Genomic DNA, 25,451 nt, shown 5'->3' with positions numbered 1-25,451 from the left:
GCCTGGGTTACTTCCGGACCAGCAGCACGCCGCCGGCGACCACCGCGGCGAGCACCAAGGCGACCACGCCGTAGACGAGCCGGTGCGCGCGCAGCGCCGGCACCAGGCGGTCGGCGGCGTAACGCCCGGGGCCGGTCAGCGCCAGCGCGCCCGCGCCCGCGGTCAGCAGCAGCTCGTACTCCACGCCCTTGGGCGCGAAGAAACCGCCGCCCCACTTCACGACCAGAGCATTGATCATCGTGCCCACGACCGCCGCACCCGCGAGGGGTGTGAGCAGCCCGAGCACCAGTCCGAGCCCGCCGAGCGTCTCCGTCAGCCCCGCCACCAGGGCCATCGTCTTGCCCGACGGATAGCCGCTCATCGCGAAAAACTGCCCGGTCCCCTCCAGCCCGCCACCACCGAACCAGCCGAACAGCTTCTGGGCCCCATGGGCGGCCATCGTCAGCCCGAGCGCGATGCGCAGGACGAGCAGGCCGGCGTCGTAGCCGTGCGGAGACGGAGCGTGGCGCGTGTCCACTCCGAGTCGGGGGGTCTGGATCGTGCTGAGGGGGGATGTCATGGCGAGCGCTCTTCCCGTGTGGGGCCAGTCAGATTTACTTGAAAGTTCAAGTCAACCCTCACGACGATACACAGCACCCCCACCCCCGAACAACCACGAACAAGCCGAACCACCACCCACCACAACGGCCCCCGAGCCCTCTCACCCCGACCCGGGACCCCCACCGCCTGCACCTCCCCCTCCCTCGCCTGCCCCACCACCCCGCATCACCCCCGGAAGCCGATGACCGAATCTCGCCGCCGGTCACAAACTGCGCGCCCTCCACGGCCTCCACGGGCCGGGCCATGGCGTCGCCCGTAAGGGGACGGCCACAAACATGACAAAGGCCCCCGTACCTTCCTGGTACGGGGGCCTTTTCGCTGATCACACATGGTGGCCACAGACGGATGTGAACCGCCGAAATCCGCTTTGCAAGAGTGCCGAGTCCCCGAATGCCCCTCTTGACGGCAGATCCGCTTGACGGCAAATCCGCCGACCACGGCCCACAACACTTCCGCCCCCCGCCTGCCCCCCGTCGACGGAGCGGAGGCCGATGACCACGCCGTCAGGATCGCGGCCCACAGCGAAAGCAAACGCGCGGACGTTCCACGCCCGCACGGCGAGACCGTCGCGTCAGTCCAAGGGCGATCGCCTGCGGATCCGGCTAGGGACGCTGAATAATCCGGGCCACACCCGCTCCGTAAATCCCGAGCCCCGCAGCCCACTGGCCGCCCGACCAACCGTCAGATTCCGTTGCCACCAGTTCAAATACGGTTGCGGGACAAGAAAATCATGAACCTGTCGTTCGAGCGGCCGCCACCGTACGACCTGGGGCCCGGATGCGGACCTCGGCATGTGGCTGACGGAGTGGGGCGAGTTCGCGGACCGGATCGTCCACCTCGGGCCGGACGACGGCCGCAACCACGCGCAGCTGTGCTGGGACGTCCTGACGCCCACCGGATTGCTCCCAAACCCCTGCAAGCCGACACGATCGCCGCGGCCTGGCAGTGCGATGACAGGCCGAACCGCTGACCATCCTCTTCGCTTCGGCCCAGCACTCGCCCCGGCGCGGGCACCGCGCGGGAACATCACGGATTTCCGTCCCACTATCCAGGACCGGCTGATCTTTTCAAGATCGATCCAGTACCTTCGCAATCAAACTTCGGCCTTTGTCCAACGTCTGGGCTCCGCGGTCCAGCCCTGTTTACACATGCGAGATTCATGCCCAACATGGCAGGTGCCGACTGGCAGTACGACGTCCCCACCAGCGGTAGCAAGCAGCTGCCGCCTGACTCCGGTTACGCCGATGCGCTGAAGAACCAGGGCTACGGATTCGAGGTGGCCGTAGCGGACCTCATCGACAACTCCCTTGATGCGGACGCCCGTAACGTCGTCGTGCACTTCCTGCGCGACGACGACCGTCTGCTCAGCCTACTGATCGTCGATGACGGCAGAGGCATGAACGATGCTGGCCTGGATGCTGCCATGACAGTCGGCAAGCGTCGCAACTACGGACCCCAGGCGCTCGGCATGTACGGCACTGGGATGAAGGCCGCATCCCTCTCCCATGCCGACGCGCTCACCGTGGTCAGTAAGACCCGAACAAGTCGCGCCGCAGGGCGCCAGTTGACCTCCGCCTCTCTTGCGGATGGCTACCGCTGCGACACGGTCACTCCGGACTACGCCCAAACTCTCGTCGACCGATACGACGGACTTATCGAGTGGCATGGAACAGTCGTGCGCTGGGATCGTGTCCGGGCCTTCGAAACCGTCGAGTGCAGCCAGACCGACCGCTTCCTCTCCGAGGCGATCCAGAAGCTGGAAACCCATCTCGGCCTTTACCTGCACCGCTTCCTGGACAGCGGGGATCTGAACATCGACATCGCAGTGGAAGACGTTCACACCCGCCTGATCCTTGACCAGATAGGTGTGGAAGCACTCGACCCGTTCAACTACAGAGTCCCGGGCAAGGCCGGATATCCCCGAGTCTTCACCGCACCCGTAGAAGGCGTCGGCAACGTAGAACTGACCGCGCATATATGGCCAGCCCGGTCGCCCCGCACCGAGTACAAACTCATCGGTCCGCTCGCCGAGCGCCAGGGTTTCTACTTCTACCGCAATGACCGGCTCGTCCAGGCGGGCGGCTGGAACGGCCAGCGAGGTGCGGCCGAGGGGCATCTCAACCTCGCCCGCATCGCCGTCGATCTCCCCTCCCAGCCCAATCAGGTATTCAGCCTCACTGTGAAGAAGGAAGGCGTCACTGCGACGCAGGCCTTCGCCCGCGGTGTAGAGAAGGCCGTGGACGCCAAGGGCCGCGCCTTCCGTACGTACCTCGAAGACGCTGAGGCCGTTTACCGCGAGGGTGCTTCCCGCGCCGAGGTGAAACGCCCTCCAGTGATCCCTCCCGGCAAGGGCCTCGATCCGAAAGTCAGGCGGGTCATCCGGGAGGAGTTGCCGGAGAAGCCCGGCGAAAACCCGATCGCCATGAACTGGGTCCCTCTCCCCGAGGACCGATTCTTTGAGCTGGACCGTGACAACCGGGTGATCCAGCTCAACAAGAACCACCGCGACACCTTCAACGCGGGCCGGCGCGGCGGCAAAAACGACGCCCCAGTCACCAAGACGCTCCTCTATCTGATGCTGGAGCAGCTGTTCGGCTTCAACCGCTGGGAGAAGAAGCGCAGTGACCAGATCGACTACTGGAACAGCATCCTGATCGCCGCTGTCCACGCCGAGCGCGACCGTTTCACCGACTGATCCACGAAGGAATGTCTTCCGTGACTGACGCACTCCTAGAGATACATACCGCTGTCCTCGGTGGGATGACGCGGGGACCGAAGCACTTCGCCAGGCGAGCCGAGGTCGAGGCAGAGGACTTCCCATACGCCGATCTCACGGAGGACACCTTCCGGGAGCGCCTCGCGAGCGAATCCGATGCCCTGACCGTTCTCTGGGAACGAAAGCTCACTGCCTGGGACTTCGAAGAACGAGCCGCCTGGTCCACCGCACCTGCTCGGACAGACGAGCGCCGCTCGGACACATACGACCTCCTTGGCTTTGACGACGGACTACGGAAGGCCTTGACCGAGGCCGCCCTCGTGTCCAAAAAGCCCGGGCATGTAACCATCACCGAAGAGTTCACCCCTTGGTACACCAGGGAGCGCGCTGAGGCACGCGCCTTCTATTGGCCTGCGTACGAGAATCGGTTGCGCGCCAAGGGCTGGAGTAGTGACGCAATAGCGGGGCTCGACGAGGCCAGTCGATCCGTCGTCGAACGCCTCACTGATCCCGAACAAGAAGCCCGCCGCCAGGCAAGAGGCCTGGTTGTCGGTTACGTACAGTCCGGCAAGACCGCGAACTTCACCGGCGTCACCGCCAAGGCTATAGACGCCGGCTACCGCCTCGTGATCATCCTCGGCGGCACGCTCAACCTGCTACGCAAGCAGACGCAGCGCCGTCTAGACATGGAGCTCATCGGTCAGGAGAACATCCTGCGCGGAGCCGACATCAACAACCTGGACTCCCTGGTCGGTATCGACTATGTCGGCGACGACGAGGAATGGTCAGAGTTCGTCTCGCACGGCGGGCGCCCCTCTACTCAGCGGGCCTTCGACATCGAGCGCCTCACCACCCGGGACCGGGACTACCAAAGCCTCCTCCAGGGCATTCGGGGCATCGAATTCGAGAAGAGGGAACGGAGCCTTCCGCTCTTTGACCCCCGCAACCTTCACCATGCTGATGCCCGTGTCATGGTCGTCAAGAAGAACAAGTCGGTCCTCGACAAGCTCATCAAGGATCTCAAGCAGATCCAGGGTCTGCTCGGTGAGCTACCGGCTCTGATCATCGACGATGAATCCGACCAGGCATCCGTCAACACCACCAACCCGACAAGGTGGGAGTCGGATCGCCCGAAGCGCACCGCGATCAACTCCCGGATCGGTCAGCTGCTCTCCCTCCTGCCCCGTGCCCAGTACGTTGGCTACACAGCGACTCCGTTCGCGAATGTCTTCATCGATCCGAGCGACAGCGAGGACATTTTCCCGAGGGACTTCCTCATCTCGCTGCCGCGTCCGGACGGCTACATGGGTGTCCAGGACTTCCATGACCTGGACTCACCCGTCCCGCCTGAGGACCGGACGTACGCCAATTCCCGTTCCATGTCTCATGTCCGAGGCATCTACTCCCCGGACGAGATTGATGATAAGTCCATGCAAGAAGCTATGGACACTTTCGTCCTCACCGGTGCAATGAAGCTCTACCGAGCGGACCGGGGAGTCTCCGAACGCCCGTACCGACACCACACCATGTTGGTCCACGAGTCCGTGCGTAAGGACGACCACGCCGAACTCGCACAGCGCCTGATCAGCATGTGGCACCACGCCGGCTATTCCACCAGCTCGTCAGCCCACGCACGCCTGGCTGATCTATTCCAACGAGACATTAAGCCAGTTTCCCAGGCTCGCGCAGCTGACCTGCCAATCCCCCGTTCGTACGACGAACTCAGGCCATACATCGGCCGAGCCTGCAGCCGCATCCGTAGGGGCGGCAGCCCTGTCGTCATCGTCAATGGCGACAGCGACAAGTACTTCGACCAGCTCGACCTCGATTTCGACCGCCAGGCGTACGTCTGGAAGATCCTCGTTGGCGGCACCAAGCTCTCTCGCGGCTTCACCGTCGAGGGCCTAACAGTCACGTACTACCGCCGGACAACCCAACAGGCCGACACCCTTATGCAGATGGGTCGTTGGTTTGGATTCCGCCCTGGCTACCAGGACCTGGTCCGCCTCTATATCAGTCGCGCCGAGAAACTAACCAAGGCCAGTAGGTCGACTGTCGACCTCTACGAGGCATTCGAAGCCATCTGCCTCGACGAGGAGACGTTCCGCGACCAGCTCGCGCAGTATGCCGAACTCATCAATGGAAAACCTCTGGTGACTCCCCGTGACATCCCACCACTGGTATCCCAGCACCTGCCCTGGCTGAAACCAAGCAGCCGTACGAAGATGTATAACGCTCGGGTCCAAGAGATAGCGAGCCCTGGACAGATCATCGAGCCAACCGCCCATCCCCTAACATCTGAGGACCTAAGCCACAACACCAAACTGTGGCGCCCTCTCCTCAACAGCCTTTCGCGGACTCCGGAGACCTTCACCTCTCACGACGATCACCACGACAAGAACTATCACCTCACTGCACTTACGGGATCTGTTTCGCACGCCGATCTCATGGAAGTGCTGGAAAATCTGCGCTGGTGGAACAAAACTCCCTTCCTCCCCCACTTGCGCTTCCTTCGCGAGATCACAAAACATCCTCACTTGATCGATGATTGGCTGTTGATTACCCCCCACTACACGACCGGACGCGGCGCCGCATCCGCAAGGATCCTCGGATCGGTTCCCCTCGCAATTTCCAAGCGCGAGCGTCGTCGCGTCCAAATCTTCGGCTACATCAGCGACCGCAAGCACCGTGCGACAGCCCGACGCATAGCCCGTGCGATCCCGCCGACTTTGGACCCCGTGACCGAACGCTTCTCCCGCGAGCGACGCGGCGCGATACTCCTCTACCCCGTGATTGAGGAAGACCCAGCAGCTGTCGTTCGGGATGGCGAGGTGGATCCGTCCAAGGTCGCGATGGTCTTCTCGCTAGTCGCCCCCGCCTCCAGCGCCGCGGCCGGCCGCCCACCAATCACTTTCAGCACCATCGACAAGAGCCGCCCCGAGTCCCTGGTCGTTGACACCACCAGCTGAACCGGCGGTCCCAAAGGTCAAACTTGTCGGCACCAACGTTGTTGGCCAGCCGACATGTTGGCGCCACCGCAGGTGGGCGGCCGTTCTTCGAGCCTGGCGGCGACCGAGGCCCGGCCCGGGAGTCTTTGGTGCGCGCTGGCGAGGGCGCCTTCGCGCACAGGTTTCTGAACCCTTGCCGAACCCGGGCCGGGTGAGCTTGTTCGACGGGGCCGGCTTCTCCCAAGGCAGTCGCAAATCGGCAACCAGCGGCCGGGCGAGGCGGGTCCAGGTGTGGGCGGTGATCACCAGCCACGTCCACCGATTCCCCGCCGAGGAATCACGAAGCCTCGGTTTCGTCCAGCCCGGGTCTGCTTGAACAGGCGGAACGTGTGAGGTCGACTTGGGTCGCCCTGCCGGTGGTGCCACCAGTGGGTTCCCCGAGTCGCCTCCCGAACCCGACGTGCCCGTTGTCCAAGCACCGGACTCTCCGCAAGTCCCAGCGGTCGGTGATTCTCAGGCGCTCGGCCACGGTGTGCGGATTTTCGATCCCCGATAGCTGTACCGAGTTTTCGACACTGCTCCAGGGTCGAAGTGAACCCTCCCAGTGCAGAGCAAACGGATAGAACCAGCTGGGACCGCACGCTATCGTTCACGATCACTCACACTGAGCTTCCCCGCGCCCCCGCCTAAGTCGATCGGAACAGGTGCCGGAGTCGGATGTCCTGACCTGCGACTCCGGCAAAAATACCCTCCCATATCATGACCAGGAAGGAAATTTTCCGAGTTTGCACTGGTCAGCGCGATGGGCACAGACAGTTTTAAACCGCGGACATCTGCTTTGTAAGCCTGGCGTGGCTTCCAGCGCATCTGCGGTGGTCACGCCACGCACCGTCTCCTCCCGCCGGCAAAGCAGTCGCTGCGCTTCCATGAACCCTCGTTGACCGTGCCTGTCCGCCTGATCGGGCACGCATCTGGCACGCGCCGACCACCGCTCTAGGAGTTCGATCGGGGGCCTTCCTGGAAGGGCTCGGATCGAACTGCTGGCGTCACGGGCAGCCGCCCAACGCTGCCACCATCCACCGACGTTGATGTCACCGCATCAAGAGACTGGGATGTGGGCATCGCTCTACCGGCTCGTCAAGTTGGTCAGCCTAGTTCCGCCAGACGTGCCGCTCCTGGCATTGCCACGCAGCGAGGCAGGCCCATTTTCCGCCATCGATGCACCAAATATACTTTACGTCGTAGAATTCGCTACACCCCATAACCGCAATCACCCTGAGATGTACTCAAGAACCGCAGCCGTGGCTGCATTCATCATGTGCCGAGACCGAACCGGTCCGATCCCTTTGGCTCGCATGAAATCGGTTTCCGACGCGGCCAAGGCCTTCCCAACAGTATCGAAACCCAGCTCTTTAAATTTCTTTCGCAAGAAATAGGTCAGGTCCAGCTCGTCTACCGACTTCACGAGTTGCCTATTGAGGGACTCATTACTCCCTTCGCCTAGCTTTTTTATATCTAGGCGTGCAATTGGGGCGTATGCCGAATGATTCGATCCAAATTCCACCATCCGCTTTATCGATACGGACCTTCTCAGCGAAGTCGTGAAGGCGACTGGGTTCTGCTGCCGGCCAGATCGGGTACCGATGTTGAGCATGTAGCGAGTGCCGATATAGCCGCGAGTTGCAACCAGTCCAGTCCCCGCTTCGTGCAAAATTCCGCTATAGCAAAGCAAGCGGAGAGCCTCCAGGATTGCCGCAGGAGCGTCACGATGAATCCACATGAAGATTCGGGGGTCAGCTTCCTCCCCTCTCTTCTTCTGATCCAGGTGCGGCATCACGGTCTCCGTAATGAATGTTCTCCCCCAGTCGATCACCTCACGATGGCCTTTGTACCTATTTCCGAGATCAGTGTGCTCTGACCAAATCCTGTCGCGATAGTACTCCCTCATTACCGTTTGAACGTTATTCGTATTAAAAGGCAAGGCGGAAGAAACGGTCTTGAGGAGAATTCTCGGGTTTCCACTAGCAGAGAAGGCCAGCGCATCAAACGCTTCCCCGTATTTGGCGATCAGTTGCTCCAATGAGGAGTCTTGTCGAATCACCATATCTCGCATGGAATCCAAATAGCCCGGATCGAGGATATCCCTATTCACATCGATAAGCTCGGCGTCGTGACTCATCTGAAACGAATCGCCAAAATAGGTCACTCCAGGGTATACGGCGGCCTTGACTGATAGATAGGGAGTGCGAAGGTCTCGCATGAGCGTAAAAAACTGTCGCTGCTGTTCTGGGATGAAGACGTGCGCCGCTTCATCGACGAGAAGTACCACACGGCGGAGCCCGGTCGTCAGACACATATCCTCAACCGCATCAGTAATATCTTCCGGGTCAAGCCCAGAGTCAAAGTCAGTGACAGCCGCGACCTGCTTCCACGATGCTTCGAGATCCCGCTCAAGTTGTTGCAGACGATGCTCCGTGGCCTGGTCTTCACTATCCTGAGCCAACGAGGAAAAGACTGTACTGTTCGCCTTGAGTAGTCCCTTTCGGCGAGCAGACCGCATGACCCTGTTACAGATTTTCGCCAGCATCCAGTGCTTGAATTTTTCAGGATCTGAGGTTTTGAGCAGACCCGCTTTGTTGAATGTAATGTAGACAGGCAGGATCCGCTCTGTCGAAAACTCGTCATCAAGCTCACTTTGAGCGACCTTAAGGAGAAACGACTTCCCTACTCCGCGTGCGCCTTGGATAACAACTGTTTTCTTTGTCTTAAGAGTATCGATCGTGCTTCGGTCCGTTGGGGTTTCGACGAAGAACTTTCCAATCTCCTCCGGGGTGAGATCTTCTGTTCGGAAGTTGAGTTCATTACTCATGATTCTTTCACCTCTACGGGGAGATCCAGAATGTTCCTTACAGACTCAAGGTGAAGAAAATTCTCTTCCAGGGACCCTTCCACCTTGCGTCGCTGATCGTCATCGAATTCTTCAATGTAACGCACCATATAGCAGTGCATTATGGTGAGCAACGTGGTTTGGCTCAAAGAAAGCCATTCGCGTGTGACGTTCTCGTCGTAAGAGATGGTTTTGGGCAGTAGCTGCGATGTCGCAACATTGCCGTGGATATATTCAGAGCAGTGCCGGTACGATTTCTTAGCCGCCGTCAGCATCTGAGTACGGTCCGGAATGGCGTGGGGGCAAAACTCGGAGAGAAAAGCTTTAGAGTAGATCCCTTCATCAGGCGAAGTAATGTAAGACCAGCTGATGTCCAATTTGCCGCTCACCCATTGCCGGCGCTTGAATTCGGATGCGCTCAGATAGACGGTGGCAGCAGAGACTTCCAGAAAGGATCGCAGGCTCGAAAATGCCTGCCTGTAGAGTCCACTGGCGGCTGCGTAAAATGCCAATCCGAAATCTTGATGTGCCGAACGGAGCTGAGGTCCCTCCACTCGGCCGCTCAACACATCAAGCCACTGGCTGATATCTGCTTCGAGATGCAGCGTTTTTTCGATTTCTGACCTCAGGGATGACGTGGCGTTCTCGATGTGGGCCAAGCAGGACTTATGGAGGGCGATCATGAGATCACGTGCTTCGCTAGCTGCCTGCAAAGGGAGCTGATCCATGTCCACAAAACTAGCAGTAGTACTGTTTACCTGTCGTGCGAACTCGCATGTCCGGAGGGGCAGTTAGGCTGCGGCACGGGCTTCAGCGCTCTTGCCCTCTACCTGGCTAGGGGGCCGTACGCTTGCCGGCAACTCGGGCAGGCTTGTGAGCTGCCCGGAATTTGAACGAGTGGCCCCCTGGTCTTGCTCGACGCGGGACCCGAACCGGGGAGGTGGGTAAAGCCGTGGAGCCGATCGCCCTACCCCCGGCCTGGTTTTTCGCCCCTTGTGGGCGCGGGCGTCGACGCCGCGCGGCCCCCGGCGGCGAAGACGAAGAGGGTGCCGGGCACACGCGGCGGCCAGCGCCGCCGCGCGTGCCCGGCACCTCTGATCTGTGATCTGACTGCTTGCAGTTCCAGAGGCCGGGAACACCAACGCCCCCTGCGTCAACGTGTGGTGTACTCCCGAACTGCTGGCTTCCGCCGGGCCGGCAGCGAGCGCAGCAAGCCTTGAACCCGTAGAGAAGGGTTTTGCTCACTGCCATGCAAGGTCGATGAGGTAGTGGAACGTGAACCAGCCCCGCCTACGCGATGAGTACGTCCGGCGGTGGCGCTCGGCCCTACTCGACAAGATCCAGCGGAACCCGTGCCGCATCAAGGGCGCCGGCGCAGCCAAGACGGCCGAACGGCCGTACCTGACGGTGCCGGAGGTCTACCGCATCGCCAATGCCATGCCGCCCTACTTCCGCGTCCTGGTACTCCTTGCCGCGTTCACCGGACTGCGTTTCGGTGAGCTCGCGGCGTTGCAACGCCATGACATCGACCTGGAGCGGCGCACGATCGCGGTCCGCCGCTCGCAGGCCGAGACACGGGCACAGGGCCTGACGATCAAGACCCCGAAGAGCAGCGCCGGCATTCGTACCGTGGCGTTCCCGGCCTCGCTCGTCGAGGAGCTGGCGGCTCACCTCAGCCACCATGCCGAGTCGGGACGGTCCGGCTTGGTCTTCGTCGGGCAGCGGGGTGGCTGGTTGCGACGCAACAACTTCCGGCGGGTCTGGCTCCCGGCCTTGCGCACCGCCGGCCTCTCGGACGTCCACTTTCACGACCTGCGGCATACAGGGAACACCCTGGCGGCGACCGGTGGCGCGACGACCCGCGAGCTGATGCATCGCATGGGGCACTCGTCGGTACGGGCCGCGCTGATCTACCAGCACCTGGTCAATGGTCGTGATCAAGCGATTGCCGATCACGTGGATGAGCAGATCCGTCGGTCGAAGGGGGATCGGGGCGGCTCGGACGGGCCATCTGGCACGTAAGTGGCACGAACCCTGTCGGGCGCCGTCCGGGACAGAAAATGATCAAGGCCCAGGAATCCGAATCTACCTCGGATGACCTGGGCCTTTGTCGTTCTGCGAAAGGAGTGGGCACAGACGGATTTGAACCGCCGACATCTGCTTTGTAAGAGCAGCGCTCTACCGCTGAGCTATGCGCCCTGGCCGAGCCGACAGACTACCTTGCCGACCGGGCTGGACTGCAAACCAGTGCTCGAACTGCGAACTTACCGGCCGGTGTGTTCGTTTCCGTGGAGTGGGAGAATGACAGTCGGTTCTGGGGCGAATCCGATCGGGAGAGGGATGTGACGGCGACACACACGCAGCCGCATGAGCAGCGAGCACGCCGTCGACCCCGTGGGGGGCCCGTCAAGGACATGGTGGCGCTTGTGCTGCTGCCGTTGCCGTTGCTGGTGGCGATGGTGCCGCAGTCGTTCGCGGGTGGGGGCACGCGCCGCTGGTTCGGGCGCGGGGAGGGTCAGCGGGCCGATGCGCAGGCCGCGAAGGATGCCGCGGCGGCGGCGTTCTACGAGCTCGACACCGCGCAGCGGGATCTGCGGATCTCCATAGAGACGATCACCGCGGTCGACAATTCGCCGTCGGCCAGGCGGGCCGCGGACGAGTACGAGGGGTTCGGCCGCCGGATCGATGAGGTGAGCCAGGGCTATATCACCGCCGTTGATTCCCATGATCTTGATCGTGACGACCTGGACGGCGCGGCGGTGGCACGGGCGCGGGCCGACCTGACGCGCGCCAAGGACGAGCTGAACCGGGTCAAGGGCGAGCTCGACCGCTTCGCGCAGGGGCTGGGGCCGCTGCTGCGGAGCGCCGAGACGCAGCTGGAGCGGCTGGCCCCGGCGGTGGAGCGGGCGCGGCAGGCGCTGCTGGCGGCGAGTAACGCGCTGGACGCGGTCCGGGCGCAGGGGCTGAAGGCCGACGAGCTTGCGGCCCGGCTGGCGACGCTCGCGCCGGAGCTGACCAAGCTCAATCAGGGTGCCGGACAGCATGGCGTGCAGGAGACGATCCGGCGCGCCGACGAGGTGCTGCGCAAGGCCGAGGAAGTACGGACCGAGGCCGCGCGGCTGCCGGAGAAGGCGGCGGAGATCGACAAGCGGCTGGTGTCGCTGCGGACGCGGGCGCAGGCGATCACGACGCGTGCCGAAAAGGTCGATCCGGTCCTCAGTGAGCTGCGGCGGCGGTACAGCGCGGCGTGCTGGCAGGACCTGCAGCAGGTGCCGGCGCAGGCCGCGCAGGCCGTCAAGCAGGCCGAGGTCAAGCTGCGGGAGGCGCAGCAGGCACGCGACGAACAGCGCTGGGCGGATGCCACGAGCCGGCTGGGGACCGTGCGGGCGCTGCTGGACAGTACGGACGAGGCGGTGTCGGCCGCGGGCGACCGGCTGCAGCGGCTGGATGCGGTGTCGTTCGACCGGCAGAAGGAGGTCGAGCGGACGCGCTTCGCGGTCCGGGACGCGCAGCGGCTGGCGATGACCGGGCGCAGCACCCCCGATCCGCGGCATGCGGGGCCTCTGGACGACGCGGTGGCACGGCTGGACCGGGCGGTTGCGGGCCTGGAGGGGCGGCATCCGGACTGGTGGCACTTCCTGACCGAGACCGAGGCGGTACGGCAGACGGCGGCCCGGGTGGTGCAGGAGATCCGGGACGCGCGGGGCGCGGCCGGCGGCTGAGGCGCGGAAGCGGGCCGACGGCGCGGGGCAGGCGCGGAAGCGGGCCGACAGCGCGGGGCAGGCGCGGAAGCGGGCCGACAGCGCGGGGCGCGATCCGTTGCCGGGCGCGATGGCGGTAAGCGGCGGCTTGGCGGATGCTGGAGTGAGTACGGCCCAGGCGGCACATCGGCGCGAAGGAGGCCGGACATGGCTACTGGGGCTACGGGCCACACCCTGCACGGGTCCGCGAACCCACTCCACCGGGTCAAACGGCACCGGACACGGCTCGATGAGCATCTGCCCGTGGATCATCGGCTCAGCAAGGTCTACCGGATCGGTGCCGGGCTGATGGGGCTGGTGCTGGTCGCATTCGGCGTCCTCGGTCTGACCCACCACATCGGCTTCTTCGACACCGGCGGCGACACCGTTGCCGGGCTGAACACCAACGGCTCCCTGAGCGTGCTCTCGATCGTCGTCGGAGCGATCATGGTCGTCGGCATGGTGATCGGCGGAAATATCGCCTCGACCCTCAACATCGTGTGGGGCGTGCTCTTCCTCCTGAGCGGATTCGTGAACCTGGCGCTGCTCCAGACCGGCGCGAACTTCCTCGCCTTCCAGATCCAGAACGTCCTCTTCAGCTTCCTGGTCGGACTGATGCTGCTGGTCTTCGGGATGTACGGACGGGTGAGCGGCGGGCTGTCGCAAGACAACCCCTACTGGCGCGCCCGGCACCCGGAGGATGCGGAACGCTTTGACCGCGGACAGCTGCACGCCGTATCCGGCATGACGGCGGCACGGCAGGCGGCGCGCGTACGGATGCAAGGCGCCATGCATGCCGGGCGCGGTTCGCTCGGACCCGGCACCAGCGGCAGCGCCCACAGAGGCGCAGGCACCGGCAGCAACGCCGACACGAGCACCAGCACCGGCAGAAAGGGGACGTGAGCCGGGGCGAGGAGACGTCAGGGCGTACCGAGGTGGGGTCGTGACTCGGTACGCCCTGACGGCTGGGCGGACGGAGCGGGGCGGACCGGGGAGCAGGGAGCAAAGGATGACGCAGTCGGGGAACGCCGCCTCGCCCCCGGGACATGGGGTTCAGAAGGTGACCGTCGAAGCGCTCGCCCGGCGGATTCTCGACGGCACCTATGGTGAGGGGGACGCCCTCGTCCTGCCGGATCTGATGGCGGAGCTGGACGTCAGCCAGACCGTTCTGCGCGAGGCGGTCAAGGTGCTGGCCGCCAAGGGTCTGGTCGATGCCCGCCAGAAGGGCGACAGCCTGGTCCGTCCCCGCGAGGAATGGAACCTCCTCGACGGTGATGTGCTGCGCTGGAAGCTCGCGGCCGGCGTCTCGTCCGACTTCTTCGCCGACATGCTGGAGCTTCGCCGGTCCATCGAGCCCGCCGCGGCCGCCCTCGCCGCGGAGCGGCGTACCGATGACGATCTCGCGGCACTGGATGCCGCGCTGGGCGCGATGGCGGCCACGGAAAGCGATCCGGTGCTGTTCGTACGCGCCGACGCGTCCTTCCACACGGCGATACTGCTCGCGTCCAACAACCGCTTCTATGCGCAGCTGCACCGGGTGATCGTGCCCGTGCTCATCCAGCGCGACCGGGCGGTGCACGGCAGCGGCGGCGAATTCGAGCATCCGCATGCCGTGCACGCCGCGGTCGTCGAGGCCGTACGCAACCGGGACGTCGACGGCGCCTATATGGCGATGCTCGAACTGCTCGACAAATCCGGACGCGAACACCCGTAGGCGGCCTCCTGCTCCTCGGTGCTTCCGCGCGACAATCACGATGACCATGGCCATCGCCCGGAGCACGGCCGCGGTCACGGCCGTGGCCGCAGCGATGACGGCCGTGGGCGGAACGACGCGCAGGAACCCGACGCCGAAAGGACGGTCCGCTCCATGAAGATCAGCCGCATCGAGACGTTCCTCGCTCCGCCGCGCTGGATGTTCGTGCGGGTGGAGACCGATGACGGCCTCGTCGGCTGGGGCGAGCCGGTGGTCGAAGGGCGGGCCGAACCGGTGCGGGCGGCCGTTGAGGTGCTGTCCGAGTACCTCCTGGGGCAGGACCCGTCGCGTATCGAGGACCACTGGCAGGTCATGACCAAGGGCGGTTTCTACCGGGGCGGCCCGGTGCTTTCGTCCGCCGTCGCAGGCCTGGACCAGGCGCTGTGGGACATCAAGGGGAAGCGGCACGGCGCGCCTGTCCACCAGCTGCTCGGCGGCCCCGTGCGGGAGAAGATCCGCGCCTACGCCTGGATCGGCGGCGATGAGCCGCACGCCATCCGGGACGCGCTGACCGCACAGATCGAGGCGGGCTTCACGGCCGTCAAGATGAACGGCTGCGGCCGGATGACGCCGGTGGCCACCCGCGCCGAGGTGCGGGCATGTCTGCTGCGCGCCGAGACCGCACGCGAAGTCCTGGGCGACGACCGGGACTTCGGTCTCGACTTCCACGGGCGGGTCTCCCCCGCCAATGCCCGCAGGCTGCTTCCTCTTCTGGCCGAGTACGCGCCGATGTTCGTCGAGGAGCCCGTCCTCTCCGACCACATGCATGCTGTCCATGACCTCGTGAACACCTCCACCATTCCCATCGCACTCGGTGAACGTCTCTTCACCCGCTGTGAGTTCCTGGCTCCGCTCCAAGCCGGCGTGTCGATCCTGCAGCCCGACATCTCGCATGCGGGCGGCATCTCCGAGCTGCGCCGGATCGCCGCACTCGCCGAGGTCTACGGGGCGCAGCTCGCCCCGCACTGCCCGCTCGGCCCGGTCGCGCTGGCCGCCAGTCTCCAGGTCGCCTTCACCACGCCGAACTTCCTCATCCAGGAGCAGTCGATCGGCATCCACTACAACCAGGGCGCCGAGCTGCTGGATTACGTCGCGGATCCGGAGCCGTTCCGCTTCCACGGCGGGACGCTGCTGCGGACCGACCGCCCGGGACTGGGCGTGGAGGTGGACGAGGCCGCGGTGCGCGCGGCCGACAGGAAGGGCCACGCCTGGCGGAACCCCGTCTGGCGTCATGAGGACGGCGCGTTCGCCGAATGGTGAGCGGCCGCACACGGCAGGGGAGAGCAGGAAACCCATGGACTTCAGCACAGCGCTCCGGGCCGAGCGGCTGGTCGCCATCATCCGGGGCAAGGATGCGGAGGCGTCTTTCCGTACGGTCATGACCTTGGCGGAGGAAGGCATTCCGCTGATCGAGGTCTCGCTCAGCGGCCGCGACGCCCTCACGGTCATCCGGCGGGCGCGCGCCGAACTCGGCGACGCGGCCTGGCTCGGAGCGGGCACCGTCCTGTCCGCCACGGACGCCCGACGCGCCGCCGAGGCCGGGGCCAATCTGGTGGTCACGCCCGGTCTCGGGGCCGGTCTGGAGGAGTCCGTACAGCAGGGGCTGCCGACGCTCGCCGGGGTGCTGACACCGTCCGAGGTGATCGCGGCCGACGCCCTGGGGGTCTCCGCGCTGAAACTCTTTCCGGCCTCGGTCGGCGGGCCCGGGTATCTGGAGGCGCTCCGCGCGCCCTTCCCCGAGCTGCCGTTCGTGCCGGTCGGCGGGGTGGACGCGGCCGTGGCGAGCGCGTATTTCGCGGCCGGCGCGGTGGCGGTGGGCGTCGGCTCACCGTTGATCGGGGACGCGGCGGACGGCGGCGACCTGGACGCGCTGCGCAGGCGCGCGGCGGAATTCAAGGCGGTGTGCGCACGATGACCGAGCGAGGCCAACGCAACGGACCGGGGCACGGACGCGCGAGCCGGCAGGAGCGGCGCGCTGCGCTGCGGGAGCGCGAGAGGCATCCGCGTCCCGGGCCGGACGTCTTCACCTTCGGCGAGACGATGGTCGCCCTGCGCGGCAGCGGCCCGCTGAAACTCGGCGGCACGATGAACGTCTCCATCGCCGGCGCGGAGACCAATGTCGCGATCGGCCTGTCCCGGCTGGGGCACCACGTGCACTGGGCGGGCGCGGTCGGCGGCGACGAGGCCGGGCAGCTGGTGCTTCGTACGCTCCGGGCCGAGGGCATCGAGGTGTCCGCCGCCTCGACCGACCCGGACGCCCCGACCGGACTGATCCTCTTCGAGCCGCGGCTCCCCGAGGTCACCCGGGTGCACTACTACCGCGCCGGATCGGCCGGTTCGCGGCTCCAGGCGGGCGCGATCGAGCGGGCCTTCTCCGCGGCCCCGCCCCGCATCCTGCACTTGACGGGCATCACCCCCGCGCTGGGCCCCGCTCCCCTCGCAGCCGCCCGCCGCGCCCTCCAACTCGCCCGGCAGCACGACACGTTGGTCTGTCTCGATGTGAATTTCCGTGCCCGCCTGTGGACCGCGCCAGAGGCCTCCCAGGTCCTGCGCGAGTGGATTCCTTACGTGGACGCCCTGGTCGCCTCCGATGACGAACTGCCCCTCTGTCTGCCGGCGAGCCAGGCGGCGGAAGCCACGGCGGCGGGCCCGGGGCCGGAGCACGACGCGGCAGCGGCCATCGCGGCGCAGGCGAAGCTGCTGCTGAAGCTGGGCGTCGGCGAGGTCGTGGTCAAACTGGGCGCGGACGGAGCAACGGCCTTCACCCACGAGGGGTCACTCCACCGCCCCGCACAGCCGGTGCGGGCCGTGGACGCCGTGGGCGCGGGCGATGCCTTCGTGGCGGGCTATCTTTCGGCGCTGCTGGACGGCGAAGACCTGGCCGGACGCCTGGGGCGCGCGGTCACCACCGGGGCCTTCGCGGTCGCCTCCCCCGGGGACTGGGAGGGCGCGCCGACCCGCGCGGAACTGGGCATGCTGGGCGCACCGCCCGGCACGGTCGTGCGCTGACCGCGCCGCCGCTAACCTGTGGCCATGCCTCGTTACGAATACCGGTGCCGCCCCTGTGGCACCACCTTCGAGCTGAACCGGCCGATGGCCGAGTCCTCCGCCCCGGCCGTCTGCCCCGACGGCCACGAGGACACCGTGAAGCTCCTGTCCACGGTCGCCGTCGGCGGCTCCGCCTCCGCCCCCGCTCGCGCCCCCGCTGGTGGCGGGGGTGGCGGCTGCTGCGGGGGCGGCTGCTGCGGCTAGCCTTCGCCGGTCGGGCCCGCTACCGCCTGCGCGCCACCGTCACTCCGTCCGCCACCGTGAGCATCACCGCCTCCACACGGTCATCGGCCCTCACATGGTCGTTGAACTCCCTGATCGCCAGGGCCGGTCCGGTCGCCGCCGGATCGGTGACCTGGCCGTGGAAGAGGACGTTGTCCGCGACGACCAGCCCCCCGGGCCGCATCCGGGGCACCACTTCCTCCCAGTAGGGGATGTAGTTGGTCTTGTCCGCGTCGAGATAGACGAGGTCGATGTGCGGCTCGGCCGGCATCGCCCGCAGGGTGTCCAGCGCGGGCGCGATCCGCAGCTGAATACGGTCCGCGACCCCGGCTTCCGCCCAGGCGTCCCGGCCGTACGCCGTCCAGTCCTCGGAGACGTCGCAGGCGATCAGCGTGCCGTCCGGGGGCAGCGCCTGGGCCATCGACAGCGCCGAAAACCCGGTGAACGTCCCCACCTCGACGATGTGCCGGGCGCCGATCAGCCGTACCAGGAATGCGAGCAGTGGCCCCTGCTCCTGCGCCGACTGCATCCCCGCCACGTCAGGGAACCGCTGTCGCGTCGTCTCCACCAGGCCCCGCTGCGTGGAGTCCAGCGGCGGATTGTGGGCAAGGACGTAGTCGTACAGCTCAGGGGTGATCGGCGTGCTTTTGGACTCGGTCACTGGGTCTCCTCCTGGTCCCCGGCAGCGGTCGCGGTACGACACCCGGTCGGAGCGGTCAACCGCCCCGCCGAGGCTGACCGGGCAACGTCGCCGCTCTTGGCTTCAGCCTGCCCTCTGCAGGTCGTGGCTATCTCCCGATCGGCACCCGGTCCAGCCTCCGCCGGCGGTGGCGGCCTCTGTCCCTGTCCGCGTCAGCGGGCGCGGCCCGGGACTGCGGCGCCGCGGATGAAGGCCCGGACGATCTCCTCGCCCGCCGCGACGCCACGCTCGTCGAGCGCCGTGACATGCGGGGCCTGCCAGCCGGAGTCCGCCAGCTCGCCATGTCCCGGCCGCCAGCCGCGGTCCGCCGCGAGCAGCAGGTCGGCGTCGAGCAGGGAGTCGCCGGCCGCAAGGATCTCGGACGCCCCCGTGCGCCGCGCCACCTCCGCGACCGCGGCGCTCTTGGTGAGCGGCTTCGGTACGGCGTAGATCTTGCGGCCTTGCAGCGACACGGTCCAGCCGCGTTCTTCCGCCCAGCCGGTGAGGTCCTTCACCCAGGTTTCGGGCAGCAGCGGCCGCTCGACAACGAGGTAGGCGAACAGTTCCTCGGCGACACGTTCCTTGAGCAGCCACGCCGGGTCGGCGGTGCGCACGAGATGCGCGCGGACCTCCTCGAGAGGTGCGCACTGTTCGGCCAGACGCTCCGCGACGACGCGCTGCCAGTCCGGGTCCGACTCGCCCCGGACGAGAAGGTGGCCGCCGTTGGCGCAGATGGCGAACTCCGGTGCCGGGCCCGGGAGATGGATGCGGCCGTACTGCTCGCGGGTGCGGGTGGTGGTCGGGACGAACGTGGTGCCCGCGGCCAGTTCGGCAAGCAGTCCGGCCGCGGTCTCCGTCATATACGAGAGCGGCTTGTGTTCGTAGGTCTCGACGCACAGGAGACGCGGGGCCTGCGCGTCGGGCATGGCGAGGTTCAGCGCGGCGGCCGAATAGATCAGGGTGCGGTCGAGGTCGCTGGCGACGATCGCGCTCATCAGGAGGCCACCGTCTTTCCGTCAGCGCCCGTAGCCCCGCGAGTGAAGCGGGGGTGGATCAACCCGACACAGGTATAGGGCAGTTCGTCGACCTCTTCGACAGGAACGCCCCGTTGCTCAGCCAGGAGGCGCACATGATCGAGATCGGCCCCGGCACCCCGCTGGGCAAGAATCTTCCAGGGGACCCGGCGCAGCAGGACGCGCGTGGTCTCGCCGACACCGGGCTTCACGAGATTGACATCGTGGATGCCGTACTCCTCACTGATCCGCTCGACGGCCGTCCAGCCCTCCCAGGTCGGGGCCCGGTCGGCGGCGGCCAGTTCCTTCACATCCGCGGCGACGGCCTCGGCGACTTCGCCGAACCGCGCGCTGACCGCGTCGAGGAACGCGCCCGACACATCGGCACCGGAGAGCTCGCGGTAGAACTTGGCGCCGTGGAAGTCGTCCGGGCCCACGAGGTCGTCGCGCAGGACGGTCCGCGATATGAGCCCGGAGACGGTGGAGTTGAGGCAGGCGGAGGGGATCAGGAAGTCGTCGCGGGTGCCGTAGGTCTCGACGCAGCCTCCGGGGTCGGCGAGCACGGCGATTCGCGGGTCGAAGCCCGGGAAGTCCGCCAGCGCCTGGGCGAGTTCGCGGGTGATGGCGCCCTTGCCGGTCCAACCGTCCACGAAGACGACATCCGCCGGATCGTGATGGGCGGCCAGCCAGCGCAAGGCGGTGGTGTCGATCCCCCGGCCGCGCACGATGGAGACGGCGTAGTGCGGCAGGTCCAGGCCATGGGCGTGCAGCGCCCAGCGGCGCATCAGTACACCGACAGGGGTGCCGGCCCGCGCCAGCGACACCAGCACGGGGCGCGCCTGGGGGTCCTGCGGGCGCGCCCGCTCGGCGAGCACGGTCTCGGTGACGGCACCGACAGCACGGGCGATCCGGCTCGCCGAGGTCCCCAACGCGCTGTGGAACAGCGCCTGGTACTGCTCGCTCGGCTGGTATTCGACGGGCAGCGACTCGGCGTAGTGGGCTCCGCCGCTCTGAATCGCTTCCTCGCGCTCCTCGGTGGGCGCTTCCAGGGTGACGTCGGAGAGGTCCTGCAGCAGCCAGCCGACCTCGTCGGGAGCGTAGGAGGAGAAGGCGGGGCCGCGCAGCGGCTCGGGGAGGGCCATGGAACGGGTCCGTCCTTGCGGGGCTTGCGGGGCGTACGACGGGATGACGGCCAGCACCAGCCGGTCGGTGTGCTCGGCGAGCCGCTCCAGCAGGCCGTCGGCGGCGTGCAGCTCGGGGCCGTCCCCATGCGAGTCGACGACGGCCACGATGGCGTCGAAGCGGCGCGCCGGGTCGGTCCCGGCCGCGACGTTGTACGCGTACCGCTCCCCCGGCCCGTCGGCCGGCCGGTCGTGGGCCGGGAAGGAAAGGCGGGTCCGTATCGCATAGCCGGGGTCGTCCACGGCGAGCACGGGCGACCGGGTGGTGGTCGAGAAGAAGACCGCCGTGTCCTCATCCGGAGAATCCGAAGCGGCGAGGTGGGCTTCCAGGGCCTCCGCGATCCGCAGCGGCGTGTACATCAGTTCTTCGTTGCCCAGGACGAGGATGCGGCGGGCGCCGTCCAGCTGCGCCGCAAGGCGGGCGGCGATGGCCGGAAGCCCGGCCTCCAGCCGTCGGCGGTGCGACGGTGTGAAACCGTGCCGTCCGCCGTCCGGCAGCCCGGCGGGCCAGTCGAGGTCCACGCGTACGGCGTCGCTTCGACGGCCGCTCGCCGGCGCCGGGACGGCCGCCTCATGGGCGGCGACGAGGTCCTGGCCGCGCCGCAGGACGTCCGCCGGCAGCCCTACACCGCCCGTGGCCAGGGATATCAGGTCGACCCGGGCGCCCAGTTCCGCCGTGAACTTCTCCAGGTGGCCGCGGTCCGCCTCCGAGCGCATGTCGACCAGTGCGACGACCACGTACCGCTCGCGGGGAAAGCGCGCGTGCAGCGCCTTGATGGTGTTGAGGACGGTCCTGCCGGTGGAGAACTCGTCGTCGACAAGCACCAGCGGGCCGTCCCCGGCGAGGAGGTCACGGTCCTCCGGGAGCAGCAGATGCGAGGTGGCGTGGCTGTGCTCCTCCTCGAAGCCGCCCACCTTCTCGACGCCGCTCACCGGTCGACGGGTGGAGTGCAGATACGGCGCGAGGGCCAGCCCGTCGGCCACGGAGTGCCCCAGGCCGGTGGCGGTCTCGGCGTAGCCCAGAACGACGGAGCGGGCGGCGGCTTCGTCACCCAGCAACTCGCGTACTCGGCGCCCCAGTCCGAAACCGGCGCCATGGACCACGGCGGGTCGCTGCGGCACGTGCTTGCCCAGCACGTTCGACACGAGCAGATGGGCCCGCTTGGGGTTGCGCCGCAGCGCGAGGCCCAGCAGCTCCGGCAGATCGTCCCCGCCCTTCAGCGAGACGCCCAGCCGCCCGGCCACCCATTCTCCTGTCCACACCACGCGCTGCGTCTCCACCCTCGTTGAGTCCATGTCGTTCACCGGATTTCAGGTCTGCGGGAGGCTTGCCGTGAGGAGTTCCACGAACCCGATGCCCTCCCGGGCGACGCCGAACGCCTCCGCGCGCAGCAGGGTCCGTTCGGCCCAGGCGCGGTGCGGCTTCACCTCGTTCATCTTGTTCGTGTAGGCGGAGCGCAGGACCCCGCCGTCGCAGCGCTCGGGCCGCAGGATGTCCGCCGCGTCGCTGAACTCCTCGTGGCTGACGACGGAGAGCGCGTGCACCGGCGCGACGTGCGAGGGGTGGATGCAGGTCTTGCCCTGCAGGCCGTTCGCACGGTCCAGTTCGATCTCGCGCAGCAGGCCGTCCATGTCGTGCTCGATCAGTGCCGTCCGCAGCTCCTCGGCCCGGCCGAGGAACGGGCTGCGGCGCAGCTGCGGCTTGAACATCCGCTCCTGCAGCCGGAAGTACTCCCACACCGGGCCGGTGACCGTGAAGCCGGTGCCGTCCGCCCGGCCCAGCACGTTGACCACGTCAGCGATCACCGAGGCGACGATGTGGACGTCGTAAGCCGTCATGTCGGGTGCTCTGCGCAGCCCGTAGGCGGAGCAGAAGTCCGTGACGCCGAGCCGCAGGGCGAGCACCCGTTCGCGGTATTTGTCGACCGTTTCGGCGATGCCCTGGAGGGTTTCGGCGCGGCTCTCCAGATGCAGCAGCTGCGGGGATTCGAGCACCGGCATCGCGAACAGCCGCCGCCCGCACGCCTTCTCTGTCGCGCTCAGGGCCTCCAGGAAAGGCGCGCCGCGCTCGGCGGTGAATTTCGGCACGACGAATCCGGACAGCCTGCGCACCGCGGGTCCCATCCGGCGCACCAGATCCGGTATCTGACCGGGCGCCCGGACGCGGATGAAGAGCAGCGGCAGGTCGGTGCCCGCGTCGGCCGCCTCGTCCAGAAGGCCGAACTGCCGCACGAGATTGTCCTCGCCGGCCGCCACGTCCCCGTCCCCTATGGAGTCCTCGAGGCACAGCACCATGGACACCACGCCCCGGCCGGACTGTTTGAGGATGTCGGCGGCGAGTCGCGGACGGGTGGCGGGGCTGTAGAGCGTGGCACCGAGGGCGGCGGCGAGCGTGCGGGCCGGGGAGTCGGCGGTGAACTCCATCGGCTCCTGGTGGAACAGTGTCTTCCGGATGTCGGGCGCAAGGTGCCCAAAGTGCCGCATACAACTCCCCGTCTACAGGCGGGACCCGGCGCCCCCGCTGCGTCTCGCTGTCTGGATCCAGCCGGTAATCGTACGTGCGCGGGGGTGCCGTTAGTTCCCCCGTGCGTGAAAATCTCGTATCCCGCACGGGGCGCCCAGATGTCCGCGATGGCGATCCGACCACGCCCGGCAGGCCCCCGCGTTGTCCCTGCGACCTCCGGGAAGGCAGGATTGCGGCATGACGCACGCGATGCTGAAAGGGTCGAACGTACCCCTCGACACCACGGCTGTCCGGGCCGTCCTGCGCTGGACGCCCGGCGCCGGTGTCCCCGATGTCGATGCCTCAGCCCTGCTGGTGGGGCCCGAAGGACGCGTGCGCTCGGACGAGGACTTCGTCTTCTACAACCAGCCACGGCACCCCAGCGGCCTGGTCCGGCATCTGCCCAAGACCCGCCTCGCCGACAGCCTGACCGACACCATCGAGGCGGATCTGGCCACGCTGGACCCGGCCGTGGAGCGGGTGATGCTGACCGCTTCGTCGGACGGCGGCGCGTTCGGGCTGGTGCCGGATCTGCGCGTTCTGCTGTACGACGCGTCGGCGACCGAGGGCGAGCCGATTGCGGTCTTCGATGTGGAGCCCGAGACGGGCGACGAGACGGCGCTGATCTGCGGGGAGCTCTACCGCCGCGCCGAGAGCTGGAAGTTCCGCGCGCTGGGGCAGGGGTACGCGAGCGGGCTGGTGGGTCTGGCGACGGAGTTCGGGATCTCCGTGGAGGAGAACGACTCCCCGGCCTCCGGGCGTACGGCACCCCCGGCCGCAGAGGCTTCGGCCGCGGCACCGGCCGCCTCACACCCCACGGCAGGCGCCGAAGCCGCTGTCGAGACGCCCGCCCCCGGCCCGGCCGCCGGCGCGTCCGGCCCGGTGTCCCCGCCGCCCAGCGCCTGGCCGGAGGAGGCGGCCGGTCCGCCTGCGGCCCCGGACCCGGATGCCGTCACCCAGCACATGCCGGATGCGATGCCGGAGCCGTACTCCGCGGCCCCGCTGCCGTCGGCCCCCGCAGGGCCGCCGCCGCAGCCCACCGGCGGCGGTTACGGCTACCCGTACAACGTTCCGCCACCGCCCGTGCAGCCCCCGGCCCAGCCCTCGTACGGCTACCCGGCCCCGCTGCCTCAGCAGCCCCCGTACCAGCCGCAGCAGCCGCCCGCCTACGGCTATCCGCAGCCGCCCCAGCAGCAGCCCGCCCCGGCGTACGGCTATCCGACGCAGCAGCAGCCGTTCGTGCCGGACCCGTCGTTCGTGCTGCCGCCGCAGGGCCCGCAGTTCCAACGCCGGTAGCCCGGCCGCGGGCGGCGGCACGCGGCCGCGGAGTGTCAGACCTTCGACTTGTACCCCCGTCCCCACTGGAGGCCCCAGCCGTACAGCCGGTCGAGCTCCGCCTGGAAGCCGTAGACGTACTTCACCTCGCGCCGCACCGTCAGCTCGTCCTTGGTGTTCTCGAGCATGAAAATGGCGCAGGAGCGGGCCTGTGGCGCCCGCTCGTCGAGCTTGATCTCCATCCGCGGTCCGTTGCTCGGATAGAGCGTGACCACGGCGTGTGTGCGGTCGAAGGCGGGCGTCCCGTCGTAGATGTAGACGAAGATCAGCAGCCGCTTGATCTCGTCGCGGTGGTCCATGTTGATGTACAGCGTCTCGCCCGACGGCGAGCCGAACCGGTCGTCGCCGCTGAGCTGCACGTAAGGCGGCGCATTGAGCTCGCCCAGGAAGTTGCCGAGCGGCTGCACCACGCCCTTGGTGCCGTCCTTGAGCTCGTACATACAGGCCAGGTCCAGGTCGATCTTGACCACGGCCGGCCCCTGCGCCTGCACCACCTCGGGCTTGAACAGCCTGCCGGGATGGCGCAGCAGACCGCCCGTGCGCCGCCCGCCCCGCTCGCCGAGGTCCGATGTCCGCATCTGCCAGTGCAGATTGACCCGCAGATGCCCGCTGGCCGCCCCCTGCTTGCTCAGCGAGACGACCGGATTCCGCTTCGTCAGCTCGACGACATACGACGCTCCGCCGCTGTCGAACTCGTACTTCGGCGCCCCGCCACGCCACCAGTTCCCCAGGAACGACACCTTGCCCACCCCCTTGCTCGACCCCCATTACCGCGGGGCGGCCCCGAGGTCTGCACCCCATGGCCGCCCCGCAGAGAGCGTTCCTC

General features: G+C 67.0%; 19 protein-coding genes, 1 tRNA gene and 1 pseudogene. 11 read left to right on the top strand and 10 right to left on the bottom strand.

The window, feature by feature from the left end:
* Positions 1-7: 7 nt before the first annotated feature.
* On the bottom strand, positions 8-559 hold the full coding sequence (locus ACZ4S3_RS04270; protein ID WP_467925498.1) for a DoxX family protein: 552 nt from the start codon (positions 557-559) through the stop codon (positions 8-10).
* 1,200 nt (positions 560-1,759) lie between these two features.
* Here ACZ4S3_RS04270 and ACZ4S3_RS04265 point away from each other — a divergent pair.
* Together ACZ4S3_RS04265 and ACZ4S3_RS04260 are read left to right on the top strand one after the other, a co-directional pair.
* On the top strand, positions 1,760-3,295 hold the full coding sequence (locus tag ACZ4S3_RS04265) for an ATP-binding protein (protein WP_467925496.1): 1,536 nt from the start codon (positions 1,760-1,762) through the stop codon (positions 3,293-3,295).
* Positions 3,296-3,306: 11 nt separating this feature from the next.
* A complete protein-coding gene (locus ACZ4S3_RS04260; RefSeq protein ID WP_467925494.1) occupies positions 3,307-6,285 on the top strand; it encodes a Z1 domain-containing protein in 2,979 nt (992 codons plus the stop codon).
* Positions 6,286-6,358: 73 nt separating this feature from the next.
* On the opposite strand, the pseudogene ACZ4S3_RS04255 reads toward ACZ4S3_RS04260, so the two are convergent.
* The 3 genes and pseudogenes from ACZ4S3_RS04255 to ACZ4S3_RS04245 form a co-directional block, all read right to left on the bottom strand.
* Positions 6,359-6,656, bottom strand: a pseudogene (locus ACZ4S3_RS04255) (NF041680 family putative transposase); the annotation flags it as partial.
* A gap of 878 nt (positions 6,657-7,534) precedes the next feature.
* Complete coding sequence (locus tag ACZ4S3_RS04250; RefSeq protein ID WP_467925492.1) at positions 7,535-9,133, bottom strand: ORC-CDC6 family AAA ATPase; 1,599 nt, start codon at positions 9,131-9,133, stop codon at positions 7,535-7,537.
* Complete coding sequence (locus tag ACZ4S3_RS04245) at positions 9,130-9,879, bottom strand: hypothetical protein (protein WP_467925490.1); 750 nt, start codon at positions 9,877-9,879, stop codon at positions 9,130-9,132. Before ACZ4S3_RS04245 ends, ACZ4S3_RS04250 begins: the two co-directional genes overlap by 4 nt.
* Before the next feature lie 547 nt (positions 9,880-10,426).
* Here ACZ4S3_RS04245 and ACZ4S3_RS04240 point away from each other — a divergent pair.
* Positions 10,427-11,173, top strand: a complete 747-nt coding sequence (locus tag ACZ4S3_RS04240; protein WP_467925488.1) for a tyrosine-type recombinase/integrase — start codon at positions 10,427-10,429, stop codon at positions 11,171-11,173.
* Positions 11,174-11,278: 105 nt separating this feature from the next.
* On the opposite strand, the gene ACZ4S3_RS04235 is transcribed toward ACZ4S3_RS04240, so the two are convergent.
* Positions 11,279-11,350 (bottom strand) — tRNA-Val (locus ACZ4S3_RS04235).
* Between the two features lie 143 nt (positions 11,351-11,493).
* Between ACZ4S3_RS04235 and ACZ4S3_RS04230 the strand changes: the two genes are divergently transcribed.
* The 7 genes from ACZ4S3_RS04230 to ACZ4S3_RS04200 all read left to right on the top strand — a co-directional run bounded on the left by ACZ4S3_RS04230 (position 11,494) and on the right by ACZ4S3_RS04200 (position 17,896).
* Positions 11,494-12,873 carry a hypothetical protein gene (locus ACZ4S3_RS04230; protein WP_467925486.1) on the top strand — a complete coding sequence of 460 codons (1,380 nt, stop codon included), beginning with the start codon at positions 11,494-11,496 and terminating at the stop codon, positions 12,871-12,873.
* A gap of 186 nt (positions 12,874-13,059) precedes the next feature.
* Entirely contained in the window at positions 13,060-13,794 is a 735-nt protein-coding gene (locus ACZ4S3_RS04225) for a DUF4383 domain-containing protein (protein ID WP_467925484.1), read from the top strand.
* 106 nt (positions 13,795-13,900) lie between these two features.
* Complete coding sequence (locus tag ACZ4S3_RS04220; RefSeq protein WP_467925482.1) at positions 13,901-14,605, top strand: FadR/GntR family transcriptional regulator; 705 nt, start codon at positions 13,901-13,903, stop codon at positions 14,603-14,605.
* A gap of 153 nt (positions 14,606-14,758) precedes the next feature.
* Entirely contained in the window at positions 14,759-15,904 is a 1,146-nt protein-coding gene (gene dgoD / locus ACZ4S3_RS04215) for a galactonate dehydratase (protein ID WP_467925480.1), read from the top strand.
* A 34-nt stretch (positions 15,905-15,938) separates the two neighbouring features.
* Entirely contained in the window at positions 15,939-16,559 is a 621-nt protein-coding gene (locus ACZ4S3_RS04210) for a bifunctional 4-hydroxy-2-oxoglutarate aldolase/2-dehydro-3-deoxy-phosphogluconate aldolase (RefSeq protein ID WP_467925478.1), read from the top strand.
* Entirely contained in the window at positions 16,556-17,653 is a 1,098-nt protein-coding gene (locus ACZ4S3_RS04205) for a sugar kinase (protein ID WP_467925476.1), read from the top strand. Before ACZ4S3_RS04210 ends, ACZ4S3_RS04205 begins: the two co-directional genes overlap by 4 nt.
* Before the next feature lie 24 nt (positions 17,654-17,677).
* Entirely contained in the window at positions 17,678-17,896 is a 219-nt protein-coding gene (locus tag ACZ4S3_RS04200) for an FmdB family zinc ribbon protein (protein WP_467925474.1), read from the top strand.
* A 19-nt stretch (positions 17,897-17,915) separates the two neighbouring features.
* Here ACZ4S3_RS04200 and ACZ4S3_RS04195 read toward each other — a convergent pair whose 3' ends face one another.
* The 4 genes from ACZ4S3_RS04195 to ACZ4S3_RS04180 all read right to left on the bottom strand — a co-directional run bounded on the left by ACZ4S3_RS04195 (position 17,916) and on the right by ACZ4S3_RS04180 (position 23,271).
* Positions 17,916-18,575, bottom strand: a complete 660-nt coding sequence (locus ACZ4S3_RS04195; RefSeq protein ID WP_467925472.1) for an O-methyltransferase — start codon at positions 18,573-18,575, stop codon at positions 17,916-17,918.
* 191 nt (positions 18,576-18,766) lie between these two features.
* A complete protein-coding gene (locus tag ACZ4S3_RS04190) occupies positions 18,767-19,588 on the bottom strand; it encodes an HAD family hydrolase (protein ID WP_467925470.1) in 822 nt (273 codons plus the stop codon).
* A complete protein-coding gene (locus tag ACZ4S3_RS04185) occupies positions 19,588-22,083 on the bottom strand; it encodes a phosphoribosyltransferase (protein ID WP_467925468.1) in 2,496 nt (831 codons plus the stop codon). Before ACZ4S3_RS04185 ends, ACZ4S3_RS04190 begins: the two co-directional genes overlap by 1 nt.
* A gap of 15 nt (positions 22,084-22,098) precedes the next feature.
* Positions 22,099-23,271, bottom strand: a complete 1,173-nt coding sequence (locus tag ACZ4S3_RS04180) for an HpcH/HpaI aldolase/citrate lyase family protein (RefSeq protein WP_467925466.1) — start codon at positions 23,269-23,271, stop codon at positions 22,099-22,101.
* A 217-nt stretch (positions 23,272-23,488) separates the two neighbouring features.
* Here ACZ4S3_RS04180 and ACZ4S3_RS04175 point away from each other — a divergent pair, with 217 nt between their 5' ends.
* Positions 23,489-24,586 (top strand): TerD family protein, encoded by a 1,098-nt coding sequence (locus ACZ4S3_RS04175; protein WP_467925464.1) that lies wholly within the window; start codon positions 23,489-23,491, stop codon positions 24,584-24,586.
* 35 nt (positions 24,587-24,621) lie between these two features.
* Here ACZ4S3_RS04175 and ACZ4S3_RS04170 read toward each other — a convergent pair whose 3' ends face one another.
* Positions 24,622-25,365, bottom strand: coding sequence for a TerD family protein (locus ACZ4S3_RS04170; protein ID WP_467925462.1), 744 nt, complete (start codon positions 25,363-25,365; stop codon positions 24,622-24,624).
* Positions 25,366-25,451: the final 86 nt, after the last annotated feature.

The organism is Streptomyces sp. NPDC028368 (assembly GCF_055565615.1).
Note: the sequence above shows the minus strand (reverse complement) of the source record. Positions and strands in the feature narration are given on the sequence as shown.

What these genes read in the sequence shown, in the direction of transcription:
- ACZ4S3_RS04270 (WP_467925498.1), bottom strand. Translation starts at nt 559, where the DNA reads ATGACATCCCCCCTCAGCACGATCCAGACCCCCCGACTCGGAGTGGAC.
- ACZ4S3_RS04265 (WP_467925496.1), top strand. Translation starts at nt 1,760, where the DNA reads ATGCCCAACATGGCAGGTGCCGACTGGCAGTACGACGTCCCCACCAGC.
- ACZ4S3_RS04260 (WP_467925494.1), top strand. Translation starts at nt 3,307, where the DNA reads ATGTCTTCCGTGACTGACGCACTCCTAGAGATACATACCGCTGTCCTC.
- ACZ4S3_RS04250 (WP_467925492.1), bottom strand. Translation starts at nt 9,133, where the DNA reads ATGAGTAATGAACTCAACTTCCGAACAGAAGATCTCACCCCGGAGGAG.
- ACZ4S3_RS04245 (WP_467925490.1), bottom strand. Translation starts at nt 9,879, where the DNA reads ATGGATCAGCTCCCTTTGCAGGCAGCTAGCGAAGCACGTGATCTCATG.
- ACZ4S3_RS04225 (WP_467925484.1), top strand. Translation starts at nt 13,060, where the DNA reads ATGGCTACTGGGGCTACGGGCCACACCCTGCACGGGTCCGCGAACCCA.
- ACZ4S3_RS04220 (WP_467925482.1), top strand. Translation starts at nt 13,901, where the DNA reads ATGACGCAGTCGGGGAACGCCGCCTCGCCCCCGGGACATGGGGTTCAG.
- dgoD (WP_467925480.1), top strand. Translation starts at nt 14,759, where the DNA reads ATGAAGATCAGCCGCATCGAGACGTTCCTCGCTCCGCCGCGCTGGATG.
- ACZ4S3_RS04210 (WP_467925478.1), top strand. Translation starts at nt 15,939, where the DNA reads ATGGACTTCAGCACAGCGCTCCGGGCCGAGCGGCTGGTCGCCATCATC.
- ACZ4S3_RS04205 (WP_467925476.1), top strand. Translation starts at nt 16,556, where the DNA reads ATGACCGAGCGAGGCCAACGCAACGGACCGGGGCACGGACGCGCGAGC.
- ACZ4S3_RS04200 (WP_467925474.1), top strand. Translation starts at nt 17,678, where the DNA reads ATGCCTCGTTACGAATACCGGTGCCGCCCCTGTGGCACCACCTTCGAG.
- ACZ4S3_RS04190 (WP_467925470.1), bottom strand. Translation starts at nt 19,588, where the DNA reads ATGAGCGCGATCGTCGCCAGCGACCTCGACCGCACCCTGATCTATTCG.
- ACZ4S3_RS04185 (WP_467925468.1), bottom strand. Translation starts at nt 22,083, where the DNA reads ATGGACTCAACGAGGGTGGAGACGCAGCGCGTGGTGTGGACAGGAGAA.
- ACZ4S3_RS04180 (WP_467925466.1), bottom strand. Translation starts at nt 23,271, where the DNA reads ATGCGGCACTTTGGGCACCTTGCGCCCGACATCCGGAAGACACTGTTC.
- ACZ4S3_RS04175 (WP_467925464.1), top strand. Translation starts at nt 23,489, where the DNA reads ATGACGCACGCGATGCTGAAAGGGTCGAACGTACCCCTCGACACCACG.